Consider the following 15363-nt stretch of genomic DNA (forward strand, 5'->3'; position numbering starts at 1 on the left):
ATGAGCGAGATCGAGTTCGTGACCGCGCGTGATCTCGCGCGCACCTACGACGGCGGGTCTTATCGTGATGCCTGGGAGGCCGTCGAACAGTATCGTGAGGCGGCGCGATATGCAAACACTCACGATGCTGGCTCAAGCGCAGCCGCATCGGCGCTGGACCTTCCCCGAAGCCGACTTCGAACATGGGTTGATGATGGCGGCAAGCCAGACGTAGTCCGTGGTATCGACACGGCCCGCAAGCACGGTTGGCTCGAGTGCACGACTGACGATGATGTGTTCACCGCGCTGAACGCGCTCGTTGCGAACGTCTTCGCGGGCGGCGCGATTGCCGAGCAGTACTATCGACCCTCGTTCGCGCTGAACCATCTCGGTGAGGACTCGCACGTGATCGACGCGCTCGAGCTGGCCGGTGTCGACTACCAGATCGTCGACGATCGCGACGGCCGGGCCGACGAAGTCCGCCCGACTGAAGACGGGACCGTTCTCGGGCGCGTGCTCGCTGTCCTTGGCGCTCCCGTTGGCCCGAAGGCCGACCAAGATATCTCGTTACCGACGTATCTCGTGACTGGACCCGATGTTCGAGAGACGTTCGTCTATGCGTATCTCGAGAACCGTGCAGTCAAACATGATGGCAAAGATACGCTCACAGTTCGTGAGAAGCGCAACGACGACTACCTCGCGGGGTTAGCCGCAGTAATCAACGACGTTGCGGGCGGGGGCGTCAAGCGTGGTGAGGAGTTCATCACGATCTCCGCTGAGGCTGCTCGATCGCTTGGAACAGTGCGCTGACCGAATCGGTTTTCCTGGTGATTTCCGTGACCAATATCCCAGACCTGCTGGCTCATACGTGGGCGGTTGGATGTTTCGGTTGATGGGGTGAACACTCGGAAGTAATCGTTAGCGGAGTCGATGTGATTGATTTGTCTAAGTAGCTTAAACAGCTGCTTCATTCCTTATAATTGAATAGACTAGTTTTCGTGAAGGTATATACGTGATCATTGCCAAGACAGTGTAAATGGGAACTAGTCCAACCAAACTAACGAGACCCGAGGATGACGAGTCTCATGAAATATCTGCCTTAATCGAGACAGCAATCTCGACAAAGGAACGCGTCGTTGAGGGCAAAGTTGATCTGTGTATCCCGAGAGACTCCGCAACACGAACTCGTCAACCTGATAAATTATCTGTCTCCTTGGCAGTTGATGGCAATGTCCGAACGGCGATTATCGATCGCGAGGAGATTGAAAATCTGTTTGAAGAGGCTGATTCCCAAGAGGAATACTGACTAGGTTGGTCCTTCCCTTCTGTTCTTGTGTGTTCCAGCAGTGAACGTGATGAAGAACGAGCGGATCTATTGTTCGCTAGTTTCAAACGATAATTCACCAAGACGCTCAAGAGCCCGATATCCACGTAAATCGGAGTCGCCAGTGTAGTTCTCACAAAAGGTTTCACGTCCAACCATGCCGTTTTGCGAGAGGACATTATCTTCCCACCCCTTCTCTGGTGTATCGAATACCGATCGGTATGCGGGCCGTAGGTATGGCCCAACAGCTGATCCGCTTATTTTTCGTTTTACCTTCTCTATTGTAGACAAATCAGCATACTCCGTTCGTTTTACTGGCTCGTCACAGAGTTCATCATATTTTGATTGAACGTATGAGTCATAGAATTCTTTCCCAAGACGCTGTTGTAGTGGTGTCTGGAGCCAGAACTCGAAGAATGATTGTTCCCAGAAAGGCATTCTCCAGTCAAGATCGAGAAATTCGTGATATCGAATGTGATTATTTATATGCTTCACCTGTCGTTCCTGCCAATCCCATCGCTCGTATACTTCCATAGCGGTTTTGCCGGTGGCAGCGTCTGGATAATCTATAATCGATTGGATGCGACGACGGATTTCAGGAGTGTGCTCTTCGGGTAACTCATTATACCGATAGTGGACATCCAAAACCGCATCCACGACGGTTTCTCGCGTGACTGACTGACTCGTTGCCAAATCAGGAATAAGATGGCTTCCGGCAAGGAAATCGGCAGAGTATCCTGGGATTATGATCGAATCGTCTACAAGGACTCCCTTCTCTTTCAGTTTCTTGAGTGCTGGAAATTCCCGAGTTGGTGGTACAGTGACCAAGTCTAGCGTTTCGTCAAACTCCTTTCTAGCATCTTTTTGGTAAAACAAACGCCACATGTCATGAGTATATTCAACAAAATGCCATGGAACATCAACTGATTCAGCTACATCCTTGCTGACTGTAGAGTTGTGATTTCCAGGGTTTCCGTAGGTATACGTATGAATATTCTCATACCCAACCTCGATGAGTTTAAGCAATATTAATCGAGAGTCAAGTCCTCCGCTGAGTGGAATCCATATCGGTCGACCTGCGGCTTGAGCGGCGATTCTCTTGAAAATAGTAGTGAGGAGACTGTCAAGTTCGTCATGGGTTCTTTTCTCACTGCCTTTATATTCAAAATCGAAATGACGATGTCGATTAACGTTCCCCGATTGCAGAACGACGGTCTGACCGGCCTGGACCTGTGAGAGATCAGTCAGACGTGTATCTGGGCCGGAGACATAGCCCAGGGTTCTAAATTCGCTCTCTGAGACCGAATCATGATCAGACGAGACATAATTTCGAATCCAGCTTAAATCATCAGAAAACAGGATACCGTTAGTTGTCGTATAGTACAGTGGGATAGAGGAAACACGGTCAGTAACAAGAACAGTTCCTTTGTCTATCTCTGTGACAAGTGCAAAGAAACCATCAATATTCTTAATGATGGCGTTTATACCTTCCACATCCGATTGTTCCTCAACCATCTCTGCAACTTCGGCAGAACTGGATAGTGAATCACTGAAACAATCACCAAGAACTACAGTCTCACCACAGGTTACTGCGTCCCGTGAGATGTGACGTCTTATTGATTGCGACATTCTATATCTATTGTGACTATCAGAACATCTTATATATAGTGGTAACTGGTGGTTCTGAAAGAGTATAGGTTACGACCGAATGTTTATGTCTGTGTGACAGTGTAGCTACTAACTGTACCCCGGCACCTGCACAGTCCTCGGGGGCTCCTCACTCCGATTCGTTTTCGTCGGTGTTGAAGTTGATTGTCAGTGACGACGCGTTGTTTACGAGCCATGCTGCCCGACGTAACCGGGCAGCGTTATTGTATTCGTCTCCGAACCGCTCGCCGAGTTCGTCCAATTCAGATTTCGGCATCTTGACTGTCACCGACACGTCTTCGTCATCTTCGTCACCGACGGGCTCATCGCCCATACTGAATACTCATAGCGACACGACAAAAACGCTAGTCGTTTGAACCGATTGCTCTCTATTGTAATGACTTGCTAAGAATGTTTCAGACTTGTTGAGACACTAGTTAGCGGTAAGTTAATGTATCTAGAAGTGTTCAGACCATATAGATAGCCGGCGCGGGCGTGTTCCACACGTTCACCGCATCGAGATCTGGGTCACAGTCCCAGTTTCGACACGTGACAGTCCCGATGGACTGGCCGCGTTCGGTAGACGACTAGCCGCAAGTATCCGCCCGAAATTTTATGAGCCCAACACAGACCCAGCGTGAGCACCAGCGAGCTGCAGCACTGGCTGACTCGCCCTACCGTCGCGATTCATGGTGGGGCGACAGCGATACTGATACCCCGGGGACAACAGGCCATGACCCGCAACCGTTTGACTACCAGCGTGAGCGGGCGGCCCATGTGTCCCACTCGTACCATCGCGACCACACACGCAAACTGTGCCCAGTAACGCTGTTTGCGACGCCAGATAATCAGTTGACAATCCTGTTTGACTGGCTCGAGAACTGGCATCCAGAACTTGAGGACTGGGAAAGCGAGTTCGAGCACGATCCGCTCGCGTTGCACACACACAACCACGAGACCGAACTGACCGACCCTGAGCTCCACGTTCCCCACGACGCACCAGCGTGGGTTGGTGTTGAAGAATACGGCCAGCAGCGCCATCGAAGCCGATACAACGAGCGTTTCGGGCATATTACAGGACCATATCTCGCCGATCTCGACGTTGACGAGTTCATGGCCGAAGTTGCGGACCTACTCGACTTCTGGGGCAACACCTACGGTCTCGGCGACGATGATCGCGAGCAACTTCGGAACCGAGCAAAACGAATGAAACACCAGGGTGACCACCGCGACGTGGATATCCTCGAGACACTGATCCATACGGTCACATCAGGTGGCCAGATTACGGCATAACTGATTATCATGACACGCAACAACGCAGACACGGAGAGCAACTGGTTTCCCCTTCCGACGCGCCGACAGCTCGGAGTACTCGTGCTGGCTACACTACTGGCCACGTCGATGCCGCTGGCCTATACCAGTGGACTATTCGGAAGCGATCAGCACAGTAGTACTGTACTCGCACAAGATAGTACGCAAGACGGTGGAAACGTTTCTGCTTATGAGGATTTCGAAGATGGGAACTATGATGGATGGGAAGCCTTCCATTCCGATAGTGCAGTAAATATCGTTGAGGAAAGCTTCTATGGGAACCACTCTGTTCAAATAGATGATGATAACGACCAAGCCCAGCTATTTTGGACAGATGGGCAATCATTTGACCTAGGGAACACATTTGAAATTTCAGGAACGTACTACGCGGAAGATGGATCATCGTCGCCTCCGATTCGGTTTGGAATTAATGACCCTGATGCTGATGATGTTGTCAACTCCGAGAACCAAGCGCTAGTCAATATTGAGCAGGAACATAACGCAATCTATCTTGCGACCCACTATGATGACGCCGTTCCAGCAGACGAAGACAAGTACATTACTGACGCGATGCTTAACCAGTGGAACAATTTTCGCTTGCAGATTGATTCAGGCAAGGCTCGGTTGAAAGTCTGGGAAAGTGGGACTTCTGAACCGTCAGAATGGATGGCAACTCGTGATTACGACGAGTTCGAGGGACAATTCTACGCAAATTCTGGTAACGATGTGGGTGAGCGTCGCCTCCTATTAGACGAGATCGACGCTGGCGGACACAGCATTTCAGGTCAGGTCATTGATGGTGACGGAAATCCAGTCGATAACGCAACCGTTGAAACGATCGGTGTAGACTTCGATGGGCTTAAAGAAGAACTCAATGACACATCTGCCGATCTTGAAGCTGAAGCCGACGAACTCCTTGATCAGGTTGATGACGTTGAACCTGACTCGTGGAACGAAGACTACGATCTCACAAGCCACTTCCAAGATGCAAATGGCGAGTATCTGTTAGCGCACCAGCAGAACGACTGGGGCCTCGGCCAGACCTTGGCGATCGACTCGAATGTTGATGCGCCGCGTCTGAGTATGGATAGTGATAGTTCGGTGTACCTCTCAGTCTGGGATGCGACAAATGGTTCTGGTATCTTAGGGAACCAAGTCGACAATTCATTCCCCGGTAGTGTTGTCAAACAGCCAATTGTCGTCGAACAGATCGGTGCAGGTGGAGAAACGATCCAATCCACAACTCATGATCCGGAAGTGATTGCTGAGACGACGGGTGGTCGTGTAACCGGCACGAACAAACACTACGGAGTTGATATTGACCTCAGTGTTGGATTCTACCGCGCCTATCCAGAGGGAAGTCCTGAGAAAGGGTATACGTTCGTTGTCGGTGATGCACAGGAACTCATCGGGATGTTTCAGGACCAACTTCGGACTGAGGCTGGTGAGTTGACCGAACGGTCTGAGGAACTCTCGGAAACCGTCAAGGGCGGTTTGTTCGAACGACGTACGACGACGACCACCGAAAACGGGACGTTCAATCTGCGAGTCCAGCAGGGAGTCGAACGCGCAACGGTGCAAACCTATCGTGCTGATGGGCAGCAACTCACCGAGATCACAGGTCCATCCTTCGGTGATCTCCGGGATATCGCCGACGGTGCGTATAACGGATCGTTCGTTGTTGCGTCCCCACAGCGGTTCGATGTCCCGAACGAAAACGTCACGATCCAAGCCTACCGTACAGATGAGTTGCCGTTCCGAAATATCGAGGACTACGACAGCCTTCAAGAGTGGCTTCAAGACCAACGCATGAAGGAACGCCTCGATGAAATTAGTGAGGAGTACGATGAGCGACTAAGCGAACTTGACCGTGCTCGACTTGAGCAAGTCTATTCGTCACATCGTCTGCTTGTCGAGACGATCCCTAGCGCTGAAGACAACTATCTCTCGGAGAGTTCGTTCGACGAGATTCAGGACGGCGAAGACCTCTCGAACGATGAACTTGAGACAGAGACTGAGTTGATGCAATCGGCGTTGATCGGTGCGGGCGATCTCGATAATATCGATGATCTTGAACCGCCCGAGATACCTGAGGACCCAATCGACGTCACTGACGGCACACTCAATGCTGAGTATCCGATACCAGGCAACCTCAATCTCGACAGCATTACGCCCGAGATCCATTACTCCGATGGAACCTCGGAACAAATTAGTGACGAGTATTGGTCGGTCGATGAGAGTATGACTCCTCTCGGAACGGATACGCTCGTTATTGAGGACTACCCACTCGGTGACGGTGTCTCTGCGTTCGATGTACGGATCATGGGGGCATCTGAAAACGGACTCCTCGATGATCGTATCAGCGGTGTCAATCCTGACTTCGCAGGCGAACTCGTCGATATCGATGCAATCGACTTCTCGACACTAGCCCCCAGCGCTGACGAACGTGTCTACGTCAGTGTCGATGCTGCATCTGGTCAAGATACGATCGTCGGTGTTGACGTGTTCGGACCGAATGGCCAGCAACTCGGAAGCGAGGTCAGTAACGAGAGCGACCAAGCATCGTTCCGCACCAACGGCGAGGGTGCACATCACGTCCGGCTCACGCTCGAATCGACGAGTGGGCACCAATTCACCGTCTCCGAGTCAATCCGCGCGCTTGAACAGTCACGAAGTGATCCAGCAACGGTTCGGATCGGGAAATCGACACTCGGACCGCACGCTGTGGTTGGTGAGCGGCTCGAATCTGCCCGCGTTGATTCTCTCGAGAATCCGTCGATCGATGCGATCGCCGAGGCTGACGATGCGCCAGGTGAGATCCACATCAAACCCGGTGATAACCTGCGTGGAACGTCGAATACGCTCGATGTGAATCTCTTGCACGGGAGCGATGAGGAGCAGGTCAGACGGAATGCCATGGTCTACGTCCACATCGATGGCGGGCTTGGTGACAAGGATATCTCGTGGGTCAATTCGAACCCTATTACGCAGGACGGACAAACCCGATGGGGTGAGGTTGAACATGGCGAAAGCGACGGGAAGTCGGTTCTTGTGACTGTGACTGACGAGCGTGGCCAAGCGAGCATCGAAATCGAACGTGATGCCGGTCCGATCGCCCGGATGGTTCACTGGATGTCCTACTCGATTCCCGGTTCGGACCTGCTCACATCGATTTTCGCTCCATTGTATCAATTCATTCTCACTGTTGCAGCTGAGCCCGTAACAACCGTGTCGCCTGTTTCACCGACTGTTCCAGTCGCTGCTACCGTTTGAGGTATCATTATGTCTGACCAGTCACTCTCGAGACGCGAGTTCATCGCGAGCGGTGTCGCCGCCGTTGGCGCTGTCCTTGGGACCCAATCAGCATCGGCTGATATCTGGTCTGATGAGGGCGGCTCGTGGGCAGCCAGCCACATCACCCACGTCGGCGACGATGCTGCTGAACTCGAGAAATACCAACCACGGCTGGTTACGCTTCCCGAGGATCGCCAACGCATGATCGGCATCTACGGCTGGTATGCTGACTCGGACCGGTACAATACACGCGCGTACAATTACTGGATGAAGTACTCCCACCAGGACTCTCTAACCGACCGAATCCCGTTCCTTGGGTCGCTATTTGCCGAGGACGCCCACCTTGGGGACCACGAACCGTTCACGGCACTGGTTGATTCTGAAACCGGTGCGGTTCAAGAGGTTCTGTACTCCGGGTATCATCACTATGCGTCCGTGTTAGCGGCCGAGAACGCACACCTTTCGGCTGAGGCTGTCGAGGGCAAGGAAACCCACACGCCGCTTGAGGTCGTCACCCCTCACCATCACTATCGACTCGCGGGCACAGACGACGGAGTCCTCGCGAGCAATACAACCAGCATGGAGTCATTTCTGGACGCGTTTCCCGTGTGGGATGACGACGGTGTCTGGGCGTCGACGGATCGGCGAACCGTCGCCGATCCATGGCGAGTCCGAGATACCGGGACATGGTGGGATAAGAGCACACTCGACTACCAGTTTGCACGGATTCAACTGTTCTTAGCCTGGCGCGATGAACACGACAACCTTGTGGGGGTGTGACCATGTCTGAGCACCTAAGACGCCATCCTCCGCCACCTACCGACTACTACTCCGACGCGACTCACACGAAACTACGGGTACTCGGACCCGATACACCCGAGTTCTTGACACACCAATCATGGATAGACGAGAGTTCTTAGGACTAACAGGGGCTGCTGCGACCCTTCAACCGTCGTTCCTCGGTTTCTCGATCGCCGACAGTGATACGCTCACGCCACTGGCGACCGAGTGGGGATCGTTCTGGCGGCCAGAGGTATCGACTGCCGACATACCGACGTATGGTGATAATGGGAATGCGGCATGGGCAGTGACCTACTCCGACGACGGGTGGGACTCACTCAGCAAGGAGATCGAAAATCGCGATGGTGTGACGCAACTGTCCCACCTCGAAGATTCCAAAACAGTGTTTCTCGCCAGTTCGGACAGCGATATTGGCGTTGGAACGCTCGACCGAATCCTCGGAAATGGTCTTCAATCACTCGATGAGGTCGAACGGGTTGACCTCGTCGTCGACTTCGCTCGCCCTGAACCAGTTACGTCGATGCTTGATGAGGGCGAGTTCGAACAACCAGGCTGGTGGGAAGCCGGCCGACGAACTCTCGACACGACTGGTATTGCATTCGAGGCTTCGGAGACGACGACGCTTAGGGATGCTCGCGAGACGCTCGGAGTCCACAATGCAAATTTCCCGGCACTGCCAGACCTTGAGACAGTGCGAGTCGGAGTCGTCGATACGGGCATCAACGTCGATAATGGCCAGGTGTTCGGCCGCGGAGCACGCCGATCCCCAATCCGAATTCCGGCTGCAAAGGACTTCTCAAAGGATGAGACGGATGAAGCCGTTGTTTCCTACGGACGTGTTCGGATTACCCACACATCTGGCGAGGATTTTGATGCTGGCACGTGGACAAACCTCTCCTCTGGGGCGACAGGCGACGATGCCTATCTCATGCTCGACCTTGCTAAAAGCCGGGCTGTCAGTACGCAAGCGGAGTTTCAGGATGGGACACTCACGGATACAGTTGCAACGAGTTCAGACGATCTCGAACTCGATACCGATGGGAGCGGAAACTATCTCTCCTCAGGGACGTACGATTCCCAGTGGTTCGACTTCGGTGTCACGACGACCTTCCAGAGTGCGACGATCAATGAGACACTGAACGCTGAGACAACCACATGGGAATATCGCTCAAGTCCCGATGGGACGGCTGAAAACGCTTCTGCGTGGCAGTCATCTCTCACGGATGTTCCTAACGACCAGTTCCTCCAGGTGCGCGTGACACTGAACTCGTCGGATGGTTCCGCGACGCCACAGGTCCACGACTACACAATCGATGCAGAAGCGTTGCAAGCCGAATACACGGGCGATGTGCACGTGATGGAAGACATCGACCGCGCGTTCGTCGACGTAACACTCGATCTTGCAGATGCGACGGTAACGCTCGAGGGCCGCGGTGACGATACCGAGTCTTGGACAACTGTCCACTCCGAAACCGTCTCATCGACTGACGAGCATCTATTTGGAGTATCCAGCGGAAGCGATTACGCTGAATGGCGCTGGAGAATCTCGATTGACACCGGTACCGACGGTTCGAGTGCGACCGGCGAAATCCACGCTGAGGGGCTCGAAAGCCCCGAGCAGATCATGAACGAGGATTCGGATTGGTCGCCAGTTGCAGACGGAGATGGACACGGTTCATGGTGTGCTGCGATGATCGGTGCGCATCCCGACAATGCGTTGTATCGGGGTATCGCTGCCGATGCACCGGTCGACTTCTACGTTGCAAAGGCGCTCGCAGACGATGGTAGTGGCTCGACACAGTCGATAGCTGAAGCAATTGACTGGATGGATAACCAGGGCGTCGATGTCATCAATCTCTCGCTCGGATCGCAGTTCTACAACGAAGTCATTGATGACGCAATCCAGAGTTTCCTCGACAATGGTGGATCGGCCGTGGCCGTCGCAGCGGGCAACGACCGGCAGGTGTCCCGATGGATTAACTCACCATCAGACAGTGCGAATGTTGTCACGGTAGCTGCAACCACGAACGAAGCACCAGAGGATGCCTCGGTTGGCTACTTCTCGAACGTTGGTCCGTCCGATGGCGTTTCGAACCTTTCAGACGGCAAAACACGAGGCGAGACGGTAGATATTGCTGCACCGGGTATCGATATTGAGGCAATGTATCCGTCTTCGACGGGTATCCCGAAGACTCGAACGCTCACCGGGACCAGCATGGCGACACCCGCGGTCACTGGGGCAATTGCGCTCCTGCTCGCGTCAGAACCATCGCTCAAGGGCGATCACGAGGAAATTAAAACTCGGCTCAAGGAGACCGCCGAGCCTATCCCAGCGGCCGGTGAGACGGAGGTCGGCGCGGGGATGCCACGGGTTGATCGGCTACTAGCTGACGACCGCGACGGGCCGACACAATCGGAGGCGGTCGAACTTCCGGCGGCCACCCGCGACCGTGCAAATGAGACTATGACTGGAAGCTCGTTCCTATGACACTGCTCAAAGTCGAGCGTATCGGGTTTAACGTTCCCGACGGTGGGAACCTCCACGTCGTCGATGGCGTAGCCCCGCAGTATCTTCGCGTCGGTCGCTATGGAGTTGGATTCGGGCCGCTTCGGTTGACTCCCTTCGAAGATAGCACGGCCGTCATTGATGGCCTACGCTATACGACGCCCGAAGATGACGGCTGGTTCCCACTCGCGGCGTCAGCGGGCGCTGTCGGGGCTGCACTGCACCACGATCGACACGATGAGCCGATCGATCCAGAATCCACACAGGCGAGTCGCCGACAGGTCCTAGCTGCGACCGGTGCGGGACTGCTGGCACTGACGACCGCCGGCATTGCGTCGGCACAAGAAGACGACGGCCCATACCAGGTCGCCGAGTTCGAGCTGACCGCGAGCAACCGCGGTCTGAATATTGCCGTCGATCCGCTGGTTGCGGATTATCTCCCCGATAAGCATACGTTCTACGTGAGCGTCAACGACAATAGCATCGGGCGGTTTCAGGCTGGCGAGGAGTCACTGACGCTCAATCCTGGTGTCGAAGGTACGGTCACGCTTGAGAGCGACGACGCATTGTCGTTCGTCGCGAAGATCATCGCTCGTGTGACTGCCGACGACGAAATCGAATATGAGTTCCAACCAGCGGCCGTCTCGAACGGATCTGAGTATCAGTCCTTTGCGGACGCTGCTGTCGGCGAGGAGATTGTCCTCTCGGACCAACCGATTCTCGTCGATCCGATAGATACCGCCGAGCCAGAAGCGACGATCGTCACGATGAACGATGAGACGATCCCGCACGCCGATGACGGTGATAGCCTTCTCGGTGAGTGGTACGTGCAGGATGGCCGCCAACTGGTCTACGTGGCTGGTGAGGATGCACCGGATACCTCACTCGTCAATATCCAGGTCAATGTTGGCCGCCTTGCATCGTTCCGTGCCCGATACCTTTAACCAGTGATATCATGGCAGACAACGATACCGACAATCCACAGATATACGCAATCGACGAGCAGGACAGTACCGAACCAAGCGGAGACAAGGTCGAAATCCTCGGTTTTGAAGGTGCACTCTTTACGGAATCGAACGGCACAGCAACACTCGACAGCAGTGTCGACGCGGTTGATCTTGGGAATGCCGACGCGAAAAACGTCGACCGGTTTGAGTACAATGTTGCTGTTGACTCGCTTGGTGAGGCCGACCCTGCCTCAACGGTCACGATCGACGTGAGCAAGCGGTCGGTCTGGGAGTTGGTCGTCGACGGCGACACCGAGATCGGTTTTACCGGCGCGGCCGACGATGGCGTGTACTCGGCGACGGTGTTTATCGAGCACACCGGAAGCGAGACGATCACATTCGCGAGTGACGTAACCTTCGACGATAACAATGGCACACCGGACTTCTCGACTGCCGGCGAGGTCGCAGTATCAGTCTTCAGTCGCGACGGTGGCAGCTCGTGGAAAGCACTCTCCGGGGGCGTGTGGACATGAGTATGCAGTTCGGCGTTACGTCGCAGCTGTTTCGAGGCCATGCAGTGCCAGATACGATACCTGATGATTCGATCGCCCAATGGAACCTCGATGAGGGAAATGGGTCTACGGCTGGTGACTCCCAGGGGAGCAACGATTGGTCGCTCAACGGTCCAACATGGACAAGTGGAAGTCAGTACTACAGTGGAGAGACACTGGACTTTGGAGGAGACGATTATGCAACGCTTTCCGAAATTTCGTCTGTAAGTGTAAATAGCGAGTTCACTGTTTCATTTTGGGTGACCCTTGATGATGTTTCGTCTACTTCAACCCTATTCTCCCACCATATCAGCGGCTCTAATCGAGTAACAATCGGTGTTTCAAATAGTACCTCGGGGGCGATCGAAACTGCGCTCTATGACGGGAGTACTTTCCTCTTTGACGACTATTTCCCGTCTGATTCGTACAATACTGGGGAACGAATAATGGTGACCCTCACATGGGATGGATCCTCAAGCGGGTCGTTCTATCTGAACACAACAGCAGCAACCAATAGTGGAAGTAACGCCAGTACAACAGGGAATTACTCGGGCTACGTTATTGGATCAACTGACACAGGCCAGGAGTTCCTAAATGGATCTGTTGATTTTGCAATCGCCTATGACTGGAAATTATCCGATACCGAAGTTTCGGACCTCTACGATGAGACAGTCTGATCCTCTTGAAACAATGATTCACCCCTTCAACTAGACCATGATCCAACACACAATCCGCTACACGACTGGAGGAGTTCCACCACCCCCATCGGTTCCTCCACCGGCCGTTTTTCAAGTCGTGTAGCCCGCTAACTGACCATTCTACAACACATCAACACAATGAGACCCATCACCCGCAAACTCGCAACGCTGTTCATGATCTTCGCGGTCGTTACGTCCGGTCTCGGTACCTTCGCAGGTGCCGTAGCCGCCGAAACGACCACACTGGCCGGTGACGGCTCCGATCATGTTACCGGCTTCAATGCATCGCCAGACGACCACCTCGAACACGACCTCACGGCCGACAATACGGACTTTGCAACCGATGGGACCGAACTTGCACTCCTAAACATCACGTATGACGGCGAGGAGTACGTCTCGGTCGAGGAGTCAATCGAAGACACCTCAACCGCGAGTCACACATTTAACGTCACTCAGTCGGCACTCTCGGATCTTCCGGGTGACGCAGGTCAGAACACGACCATCAACGTCACTGCATGGGGTGAGGACGCAAACGGTAACGAAACGACGGCGGCGACGAGCTTCGACGTGCCGATCACGTTTGACTCAACGTACGCAGCCACGTCCGTCGACGATGACAGCGCCACGATTGAGGATATCGAACCTGGCTTCTTCGCATCGTCGCTGGATACACTTTCGTTCTGGTCGTCCTCAAGCGATGACACGACGGATCTGCACACCTACGAACAGACCGTCGGCGTCGATGGCGATAACACGACCGTAACTGTTCGCGACGAGACCTCGAATGGTACCGATGCCTTTGACGATGCGATCGGCGACAAATCGTCCGGCGACCTGATCTACGGCGCGTCAGCCTCTGTCGAAGGAACTCCCGTGCTGGCCTTCTATGAGGGAGCAGACACTGATATCGTCAACGAGTCGAGCACCTACGCAGTCTACAACGGCAACGGTGTCTGGACGTTCAACATCGGCGAAGAGCACTCCGACAAGTCCGAAGTCGACGTGTACGTGAGTTCGCAGTCCTACACGAGCGTCGATAGCTTCGAGGCTGCTGACCTCGGGAGTCTGTTCATCGAGCAGGCCAGCCTCGGAGTGAGCGATCTCGGCAGTGGCTTCGGCTACTTCGACACGTTCTCGTCGTTCTCACTGAGCGACCTGCTGTTCTAAGCGGTCCGTTCAACTCCCCTTCTTCCGCAATTCGCCCGCTCACGTAGGCGTGAGTGTCCGGTTCAACTCCGGCAGCGGGCCTGCCTTATGGCAACCAGACAGACTCATCCGACTCACGAGACCGAGTCATCCCCGACCGAGATTGTGCTCTGGACCGGGATGCTCACCGTATCGCTGCTCACGAGCGCCATCCTATTCGCGAGCATTGCATTCGACTGGGGTGCCGTCGCCGTCGGCGGCACGACCGAGCCGATCACGGTCGCGACCGTCGCCGTTGGCCTCCCAGTGTGGATTGGCGTGATGTTCGCGAGCGAATACGATCTGCTGCCGTTCTGACCCGCGTTGGCGTACCGTCGGTTCGACTCCGACGGGCGGGTGTCGCCTTGGTTCAGGGCATGGTACTGGACTTGGTAGGTGTGGGGCGCTTTCCTCGCCCTATTCACCGCACTCCCCTCTCACCCACCACACCCCTACCCTTTCAGTACAAACTATGATACAATCTGATCCCGATGAGCGTCGCGTCTCCCGGCGGGCGTTCGTCACGACAACGGTCGCGTCGGTTGCGGCCGCAACCGTGCCGGCGAGCGCAGCCGCAGAGACGCAGATCAAAGAGAGCAACCGGATTGCGCTCCTCTTAGCGTCGGTCAACGGTAAGCGAAAGAGCGTCTGGGAACGATACGTGTGGCGGCAGTTCACGGGCGTTCCAGACGCCGAACAGACAGCACGTGACGCCAAAGCGGAGTTCAACCAGCACGCCGACGCGTGGGTCGACTACGTCAACGAGTATTCGAGTCTCGACGGCTCGATTCAAACACTCTCGCTCGAGTTCGCTCCCGCGGCCGATGAGGAGACAGACGTCGGCGACGTTGACTCACATACCGTCTATCTCGTCAGTGAGCATGACGGCGAGGGATACACCAGCGCCGAAATCGTCGACGAGACAGATCGCGATATCGACGAGCTGGTACAGTTCAAGTCAATCGCCGCGGACAACGCCGTCGACGAAATCGAATACGCCTACGAGAACTTCGTCGAACCGGACGAACCGCCCTCGGAATCACATCTTGCTCATCTCGGTGCGAAGTACCGCTTTGGCACCCAGCACGTCACGAGCACGATTCTCGGAGACGAGTTCTGA

At 54.5% G+C, this 15363-nt stretch carries 14 protein-coding genes; 12 read left to right on the top strand and 2 right to left on the bottom strand.

Annotation, left to right across the window (positions count from 1 at the left end; genetic code table 11):
* Positions 1-789 carry a hypothetical protein gene (locus C481_RS20770; RefSeq protein WP_006111369.1) on the top strand — a complete coding sequence of 263 codons (789 nt, stop codon included), beginning with the start codon at positions 1-3 and terminating at the stop codon, positions 787-789.
* Between the two features lie 226 nt (positions 790-1015).
* Positions 1016-1285, top strand: coding sequence for a hypothetical protein (locus tag C481_RS21865; RefSeq protein WP_152422241.1), 270 nt, complete (start codon positions 1016-1018; stop codon positions 1283-1285).
* 66 nt (positions 1286-1351) lie between these two features.
* Here the strand turns inward: C481_RS21865 and C481_RS21870 are convergent, their stop codons facing one another.
* Positions 1352-2818 (bottom strand): asparagine synthetase B family protein, encoded by a 1467-nt coding sequence (locus C481_RS21870; protein WP_161605644.1) that lies wholly within the window; start codon positions 2816-2818, stop codon positions 1352-1354.
* 262 nt (positions 2819-3080) lie between these two features.
* Positions 3081-3284, bottom strand: a complete 204-nt coding sequence (locus tag C481_RS20775; protein WP_006111371.1) for a hypothetical protein — start codon at positions 3282-3284, stop codon at positions 3081-3083.
* A 281-nt stretch (positions 3285-3565) separates the two neighbouring features.
* On the opposite strand from C481_RS20775, the gene C481_RS20780 reads away from it, so the two are divergent.
* From C481_RS20780 to C481_RS20825, 10 genes are all read left to right on the top strand, one after another.
* Positions 3566-4243, top strand: coding sequence for a hypothetical protein (locus C481_RS20780; protein WP_206537187.1), 678 nt, complete (start codon positions 3566-3568; stop codon positions 4241-4243).
* Positions 4244-4351: 108 nt separating this feature from the next.
* Positions 4352-7534 carry a hypothetical protein gene (locus C481_RS21875; RefSeq protein ID WP_206537188.1) on the top strand — a complete coding sequence of 1061 codons (3183 nt, stop codon included), beginning with the start codon at positions 4352-4354 and terminating at the stop codon, positions 7532-7534.
* A gap of 9 nt (positions 7535-7543) precedes the next feature.
* Positions 7544-8335 (top strand): hypothetical protein, encoded by a 792-nt coding sequence (locus C481_RS20795; RefSeq protein ID WP_006111374.1) that lies wholly within the window; start codon positions 7544-7546, stop codon positions 8333-8335.
* 118 nt (positions 8336-8453) lie between these two features.
* The gene (locus tag C481_RS20800) at positions 8454-10844 is read left to right on the top strand and encodes a S8 family peptidase (RefSeq protein WP_083860955.1); all 2391 of its coding nucleotides are present in this window, start codon (positions 8454-8456) and stop codon (positions 10842-10844) included.
* Positions 10841-11806: a hypothetical protein gene (locus tag C481_RS20805; protein ID WP_006111376.1), complete on the top strand. Its 966-nt coding sequence runs from the start codon at positions 10841-10843 to the stop codon at positions 11804-11806. The genes C481_RS20800 and C481_RS20805 overlap by 4 nt, the downstream gene beginning before the upstream one ends.
* Positions 11807-11817: 11 nt before the next feature.
* Positions 11818-12342, top strand: coding sequence for a hypothetical protein (locus C481_RS20810; RefSeq protein ID WP_006111377.1), 525 nt, complete (start codon positions 11818-11820; stop codon positions 12340-12342).
* Positions 12339-13037, top strand: coding sequence for a LamG-like jellyroll fold domain-containing protein (locus tag C481_RS21460; protein WP_152422244.1), 699 nt, complete (start codon positions 12339-12341; stop codon positions 13035-13037). Before C481_RS20810 ends, C481_RS21460 begins: the two co-directional genes overlap by 4 nt.
* Positions 13038-13196: 159 nt before the next feature.
* Positions 13197-14225 carry a hypothetical protein gene (locus C481_RS20815; protein ID WP_006111378.1) on the top strand — a complete coding sequence of 343 codons (1029 nt, stop codon included), beginning with the start codon at positions 13197-13199 and terminating at the stop codon, positions 14223-14225.
* Between the two features lie 87 nt (positions 14226-14312).
* Positions 14313-14561 (top strand): hypothetical protein, encoded by a 249-nt coding sequence (locus C481_RS20820; protein WP_006111379.1) that lies wholly within the window; start codon positions 14313-14315, stop codon positions 14559-14561.
* 154 nt (positions 14562-14715) lie between these two features.
* Complete coding sequence (locus tag C481_RS20825) at positions 14716-15363, top strand: hypothetical protein (RefSeq protein WP_006111380.1); 648 nt, start codon at positions 14716-14718, stop codon at positions 15361-15363.

The sequence above is a fragment of the Natrialba asiatica DSM 12278 genome (genome assembly GCF_000337555.1).
GTDB lineage: Archaea > Halobacteriota > Halobacteria > Halobacteriales > Natrialbaceae > Natrialba > Natrialba asiatica.

Excerpts from the sequence above, each read along its gene's own strand:
- C481_RS20770 (WP_006111369.1), top strand. The coding sequence starts at position 1 with ATGAGCGAGATCGAGTTCGTGACCGCGCGTGATCTCGCGCGCACCTAC.
- C481_RS21865 (WP_152422241.1), top strand. The coding sequence starts at position 1,016 with ATGGGAACTAGTCCAACCAAACTAACGAGACCCGAGGATGACGAGTCT.
- C481_RS21870 (WP_161605644.1), bottom strand. The coding sequence starts at position 2,818 with ATGGTTGAGGAACAATCGGATGTGGAAGGTATAAACGCCATCATTAAG.
- C481_RS20775 (WP_006111371.1), bottom strand. The coding sequence starts at position 3,284 with ATGGGCGATGAGCCCGTCGGTGACGAAGATGACGAAGACGTGTCGGTG.
- C481_RS20780 (WP_206537187.1), top strand. The coding sequence starts at position 3,566 with ATGAGCCCAACACAGACCCAGCGTGAGCACCAGCGAGCTGCAGCACTG.
- C481_RS21875 (WP_206537188.1), top strand. The coding sequence starts at position 4,352 with ATGCCGCTGGCCTATACCAGTGGACTATTCGGAAGCGATCAGCACAGT.
- C481_RS20795 (WP_006111374.1), top strand. The coding sequence starts at position 7,544 with ATGTCTGACCAGTCACTCTCGAGACGCGAGTTCATCGCGAGCGGTGTC.
- C481_RS20800 (WP_083860955.1), top strand. The coding sequence starts at position 8,454 with ATGGATAGACGAGAGTTCTTAGGACTAACAGGGGCTGCTGCGACCCTT.
- C481_RS20805 (WP_006111376.1), top strand. The coding sequence starts at position 10,841 with ATGACACTGCTCAAAGTCGAGCGTATCGGGTTTAACGTTCCCGACGGT.
- C481_RS20810 (WP_006111377.1), top strand. The coding sequence starts at position 11,818 with ATGGCAGACAACGATACCGACAATCCACAGATATACGCAATCGACGAG.
- C481_RS21460 (WP_152422244.1), top strand. The coding sequence starts at position 12,339 with ATGAGTATGCAGTTCGGCGTTACGTCGCAGCTGTTTCGAGGCCATGCA.
- C481_RS20815 (WP_006111378.1), top strand. The coding sequence starts at position 13,197 with ATGAGACCCATCACCCGCAAACTCGCAACGCTGTTCATGATCTTCGCG.
- C481_RS20820 (WP_006111379.1), top strand. The coding sequence starts at position 14,313 with ATGGCAACCAGACAGACTCATCCGACTCACGAGACCGAGTCATCCCCG.
- C481_RS20825 (WP_006111380.1), top strand. The coding sequence starts at position 14,716 with ATGATACAATCTGATCCCGATGAGCGTCGCGTCTCCCGGCGGGCGTTC.